The following is a 5,504-nucleotide window of genomic DNA, read 5'->3' as shown; positions in this document are numbered from 1 at the left end:
ATGTATATAAGGCTCATAAGTAAAATGAAAATGGGTAACCGATAAGTTTTCAATATATTCACCTCTTTGTAACAGTTTTATTTCTCCTTGTTTTATAGCCAACAGCTTCATCTCTTAGGATTTTATTAATCTACTATTTTCTTTATAACTAAAACACATTTCTATGTATCGCAGGTTTAAACCCGTACAATCTTCCTTTCTGTTCAATAAGGATTTAAACTGAGTTATTATCATGGGAAAATTCGTTACTAAGTCTTCAATGGATAGTTTCTCAATCTTTTCCTTAAGTTGAAATGAAGATTGCAGCGCTTCATTCATACTCTGACCTCCGAGTATATTAAGCCGTAAATAATCCACCAAATAGATAGCTGGGATTCTAAAAAATAGTTGCGTAGCACTCCAATAATATTGGATCTTTATGAATCAATTGGTTTCCTGTTCATTATTTCCAAATAAAGAAAGCTACCAATGTTTGATCGGCAGCTTCAAGTTGTTATGTGGTAAAACCCTTTTGTGTTTTGATGTAAGACATCTGAAACTTCCTCAGCGGAAAGCTTCTTGAGCAGTGCGATTTTCCTTATGGATTCCTCCATCATATTCGGATGAGTCATTTTCCCTGTGAATGGACCTTCAAATGGCCAAGGACCATCTGTTTCAACCATCATAAGCTCGAGAGGATAGACGCTGACAAGCTGCTGGATTTCTTGTTCATACACCACATCCGGGGTAATAGAAATATGGTAGCCATTTCTTATCATTCGGTCCATTGTTTTCTGATCCCCTTTAAACCAGTGAAAATGCGCTTTGGAAACAGAAGATTTTTCGAGAAGGTCACAAACAAGAGGTGCATCATCGTAAACAGCATGAAGAACTATCGGTTTGTCCCATCTTTTCGCCTTACTGATAAAAACTTCTAATACTTCAAGATAAGAAGCAATCGAAATCCCCTGCTCTTGCCTTAAGTAGAATGGCAGCCCCACCTCTCCTACCGCAATCATTTCATCACGGTGGTCGTCCATCCAATTTAGCAGCACGTTCAGCTCGTTTTCAGAAGGCAATGTTTGTTCTGGATGGTAGCCAAATGCAGGTTTTACCTTTGGATATTTTTGTGCAAGCAAAAGGTTTCTTTTACTGGAATCCAAATGAAAGGATACAGAAATCAAGGCTTCGATATGGGCAGAATCCAATACCATCCGTTTGATTTCCTCATCCTGATAGCGATCCAAATGGATATGAGCGTCGATCATGATCATTTGACTTCACCTACTAATTGGTAATATACATCCCTTTTGCATTGAATAAAGCGTTCATCTAACAGTATACTTTCGTGCCGTGGCCTTTCAAATGGGACCTCTATGGTTGAAACGACCTTTGCCTTTTTAGCAGACAGCATCATCACTCGATCGGATAGAAACAGTGCTTCCTCAATATTGTGAGTAATAAAAAGAATCGTCCGTCGATGTGATTCCCACATGTCCACTAACCATTTCTGCATTTCAAACCGGGTTAGCTCATCTAAAGCGGAAAAAGGCTCATCAAGACAAATCACCTCTTGCGGGCTCAATAAGGCACGGATAAAAGCAGCGCGCTGCTTCATTCCTCCAGATAGCATGTGAGGATAGGCGTTTTCATAATCAGAGAGCCCTGCAATCGCCAGCATCTCTCGTGCTGCTTTTACGTCTTTTTTTCCCTGAAGTTCTTGGCCAAGAAGGACATTTTCAAGGATCGTCCTCCACGGGAAAAGAGAAGAAGTTTGAGGCATATAGCTAATAAAACCACGCTTGCCATTAATGCACTGACCGTCTAATAGGATCTCCCCTTCATCTGGTGAAAGAATTCCTCCAATTAAATTAAAAATGGTGCTTTTCCCACTTCCTGAAGGGCCAATAATAGAAACAAATTCATTTTTATTAATGGAAAAATCAAGGTCTTTCAGTACTTCATTTTGCCTGAAACGCTTCGAAACGTTTTGAAAACGAAGATAGCTCATTTTTTCTCATCCCCTTTCGGCTGCCAGCGAACCACTCTTCGTTCCATAAAAACGATGAAAAAGAAAAAGAAGAGGCTTAAGAACATGATGGTAAAAATGGCAACGAACACCCGGTCCGTTCGAAAAGACGACGATGCGAATGTCATAAAGACACCAATCCCCTGCTTAGCACCAAGCCATTCAGAAATAACGGCACCCATTACACTATACGTGGCAGAAACCTTAAAGCCTGAAAAAATCGAGGGCAACGAAAACGGCAGCTCCAATTTCCAAAAAAGCTGTGTTTTGGATGCACCTGCCATCCTCATATAATGCTTCAATTCTGAAGGGGTTTGGCTAAATCCATCCAAGGCAGCCACTGTAATGGGAAAGAAACAAACAAGAGTGATGACAATCATTTTGGGCAATAAGCCAAACCCAAACCAAATCACCAACAGTGGAGCCAGAACGATAATGGGAACATTTTGCGATAAAATCAACAATGGATAAAAAGAATCCCTTAAAACAGGTACCAGATGGAATAAAATGGCGACTGCCAGTCCAATGAATGCCCCAACTACAAATCCAAATAGTGAAATTTTAACCGTTGAAAACACATCTGGATAAAAATCACGCCAACCGGCAATGGCCTCTGTGAAAATCTTTGATGGCGGCGGAAGAAGCCATTCCGGCACTTCTGCTAATTTAACGACAATCTCCCAAATGACAAACAAAAGGAGGAGAACCAAAATCGGTCTCCACCCTTTTACAAGATTCTTCCTCATCATCGATATTTTCCCGTTAAGTCATCCATTGAAATGCCTGTTGGCTGATAAAGGATTTTCACTTGAGAAATGACATTTTTGCTTCCCATTTCAATCATTCGTTCATTCATTTTTGAGATCACCATAAATAATTCGTGGAGTTCGCCTTCCATGGTTGTTTCTAACGGGTGTACCTCATATTTCACACCAGATTCAGCAATGACTTTAATCGCTTCATCGACGTATGGAATGACGTCTTCTCCATCCTTTGTTTTCGGGATGATTTGAATGCTGATTAATGAATTCGCCATATTTTTCTACCCCCTATTGTTTTGGTAAAAATTTATTTGTAAATGCCTTTTTCGCATCTAATCTCTTGTCAAGAAGCTTATTCTCATACATCCATTGGGCATAATTTTCCCAAATCTCTTGCTTTTGAATTCCCCATTCCTTTGCATCATCCTGATATTTCGGAGACAACCATTCTTGACTCTTCTTGACAAGCTTTGGATCTAAATCCGGTGCTGCTTTAATCAGAATATCTGCCGCTTGATCAGGGTTTTTAATGGCAAATTCATACCCCTCGGCAGCAGCTTTTACGAATGCCTTAACCGTTTCAGGGTTTTCTTTGATCATTTTTTCATTTGTTTCTAAAACAGGTGTATAGTAGTCCAGTTTATCTGAGTAATCGGTTAAGTAAACCATATTAATTTTTTCATTACGAAGCTCTGCTTCTACACCAGTCCACCCATAGTAAATCCAAGCGAAATCGATGTCTCGTTTCACAGCCGTAAAAAAGTCCGTATCCCCCATGTTCACGATTTTAACCTTATTGGCATCGGCGTTTTCCTTTTTCATTAGAGAAGTGATGACAGATTTTTCGACTGGCGATCCCCATCCACCGTATGTTTTTCCTTCAAAATCCTTCGGAGATTGAATCTTTTTGCCAACAGGTGAAGCGAATCCTGATGTATTGTGCTGAATCACTGCAGCGATCGATACGAGCGGCACCCCTTGTATCCGTGCCTGGGTAATCGCTTCTTGGTAACCTACACCAAACTGCGCCTTGTTAGAAGCGACTAGTTGGTCAGCACCGGTCTCACCTGGCATGATGATATCCACATCCAAGCCTTCTTTTTTAAAGAATCCTTTTTCTTCTGCAACATATAATCCAGTATGATTGGTATTTGGCGTCCAATCCAGTACAACCGAGACCTTTTTAAGCGGCTGTTTTTTTCCTGTTGCGTTTTCTGTTTCTTTTTTGCTGCTGCATCCAGTCACTAGAAGGACTGAAAGGAGTAGTACTAGCCATTTCTTCATGTTGAATCCCCCATATGTAAAAATAAAATCGAAAGTGAAACAAATAATATAGGCTGAAACCCCTGTGATGGTTAGAAGAAAAAACTTGCTTAAACAAAATAAAGCACCCAGGCAAAGAAACCTGAGTGCATATCAGCAAACAATTAATTGTTTAAGAATATGTTCCCTCCGCCGGTATCAACCAGATCAGGTTCCAAGGGTCATCGTCTCACGGACTAAATCTCAACCGGCATCACCGGTTCCCCCACATTACATCGTATTCCACTTCATATCATACTATTATATCAGTCAAGGCAGACAATGCCAACTGCTATTATCTATTTATGCTTGTTAACTAATACTTCCTATCATGAAACATCCAGTTAGGAGGATTACTTGATATTTTTTTCACCTGTTTTCGGGGTACCCAATCATTTCATCTAATACAAAAAAGATGCCCCACCCCAATGGAACATCTTTTTCTATTGAACGTTATCCTATTTTCTCATCTGTCCCTGTTTCTCCAGAAGTCACATCCTCAATGGAAACAAACTCCTCTGACATTGGACGAAGTTTCTTGGATCCTACTAAGAAATAGTAGACAATGGCTACACCAAAAATCGTCAGAATCACACCCGCCAAAGGCAGCTCCACTCCAAACAATGGAAGAGTTGTCGTTAGCACACTGTATTTTACCACGCAGAAGAATGAGAAAACACCCAATACTAAAGCAATTGCCGGTACCACAGGATAACTCACTTTAAATGGTCTTTCCAAATTTGGCTCCTTTTTACGCAGAACAAACAACGAAACCATACTTAAGCAGTACATCGTAATCGCACCAAAAACGGAAAGGATAATCAACGCATTTGCAAAGTTTGCTGAGCCTGCTGCGATCACGCCAATCGCTCCAGGAACAATCAAGCCCCAATGCGGCACCCCGCGTTTCGAAAGTTTAGACAAAAACTTAGGCAGGTATCCTGCACGAGCCAAGGCAAACGTTTGACGGGAATAACCAATAATAATACCATGCAAGCTGGCAATTAAACCAAACAAACCGATAATAGCAACTGATTTTGGAATAAAGCTGCCTTCTCCATAAATACTTGCCAATGCCTGAGGAAGTGGATAATCCGCCGGTTTACCAGTACCGCCGCCAAGTCCTGCCGTTACGACTAAGGTTAAAATCGTTGCCACACCAAGCGTTAAAATACCGGAAATAAATCCTTTTGGAATATCCTTTTTCGGGTCGCGCACCTCTTCTGCTGCCATCGCTCCCCCCTCAATCGCAAGGAAGAACCAAATGGCATATGGAATCGCTGCCAAAACACCGGACCAGCCATGACTAAAAGCCATATCATTAAATATATTGGATGATTGAACATGAGGTAAACCGGCCACATAATAAATCGCGAGACCGATTAGTGCCAATACCGTTGCCACTAACTCAATGATAGCCGCACCTTTTACAC

The 5,504-nt window shown here is 40.8% G+C and carries 6 protein-coding genes and 1 riboswitch; all 6 genes read right to left on the bottom strand.

Annotated features, from left to right (window positions below; all coding sequences use genetic code 11):
• Positions 1-485 precede the first annotated feature (485 nt).
• The gene (locus V7659_RS25280) at positions 486-1,253 is read right to left on the bottom strand and encodes a TatD family hydrolase (protein WP_335542874.1); all 768 of its coding nucleotides are present in this window, start codon (positions 1,251-1,253) and stop codon (positions 486-488) included.
• The gene (locus V7659_RS25275; protein ID WP_335542873.1) at positions 1,250-1,990 is read right to left on the bottom strand and encodes an ABC transporter ATP-binding protein; all 741 of its coding nucleotides are present in this window, start codon (positions 1,988-1,990) and stop codon (positions 1,250-1,252) included. Before V7659_RS25275 ends, V7659_RS25280 begins: the two co-directional genes overlap by 4 nt.
• Positions 1,987-2,754 carry an ABC transporter permease gene (locus tag V7659_RS25270; protein WP_310364232.1) on the bottom strand — a complete coding sequence of 256 codons (768 nt, stop codon included), beginning with the start codon at positions 2,752-2,754 and terminating at the stop codon, positions 1,987-1,989. Before V7659_RS25270 ends, V7659_RS25275 begins: the two co-directional genes overlap by 4 nt.
• Complete coding sequence (locus tag V7659_RS25265) at positions 2,754-3,044, bottom strand: thiamine-binding protein (protein ID WP_335542872.1); 291 nt, start codon at positions 3,042-3,044, stop codon at positions 2,754-2,756. The genes V7659_RS25270 and V7659_RS25265 overlap by 1 nt, the downstream gene beginning before the upstream one ends.
• Positions 3,045-3,057: 13 nt before the next feature.
• Positions 3,058-4,053, bottom strand: a complete 996-nt coding sequence (locus V7659_RS25260; protein ID WP_335542871.1) for an ABC transporter substrate-binding protein — start codon at positions 4,051-4,053, stop codon at positions 3,058-3,060.
• A gap of 146 nt (positions 4,054-4,199) precedes the next feature.
• Positions 4,200-4,309: riboswitch (TPP riboswitch) on the bottom strand.
• Positions 4,310-4,524: 215 nt separating this feature from the next.
• A partial coding sequence (locus V7659_RS25255; RefSeq protein WP_335542870.1) for an amino acid permease occupies positions 4,525-5,504 on the bottom strand: 980 nt, incomplete at its 5' end.

Origin of the sequence: Neobacillus drentensis, assembly GCF_036966985.1 — a bacterium.
Lineage (GTDB): Bacteria > Bacillota > Bacilli > Bacillales > Cytobacillaceae > Neobacillus > Neobacillus drentensis_E.
The sequence above is the reverse complement of the archived record's forward strand: the minus strand, read 5'-3'. Positions and strand labels throughout refer to the sequence as shown.

Bases quoted from the DNA above. Each gene is read 5' to 3' on its own strand.
- V7659_RS25270 (WP_310364232.1), bottom strand. From the start codon at position 2,754: ATGAGGAAGAATCTTGTAAAAGGGTGGAGACCGATTTTGGTTCTCCTC.
- V7659_RS25280 (WP_335542874.1), bottom strand. From the start codon at position 1,253: ATGATCATGATCGACGCTCATATCCATTTGGATCGCTATCAGGATGAG.
- V7659_RS25260 (WP_335542871.1), bottom strand. From the start codon at position 4,053: ATGAAGAAATGGCTAGTACTACTCCTTTCAGTCCTTCTAGTGACTGGA.
- V7659_RS25265 (WP_335542872.1), bottom strand. From the start codon at position 3,044: ATGGCGAATTCATTAATCAGCATTCAAATCATCCCGAAAACAAAGGAT.
- V7659_RS25275 (WP_335542873.1), bottom strand. From the start codon at position 1,990: ATGAGCTATCTTCGTTTTCAAAACGTTTCGAAGCGTTTCAGGCAAAAT.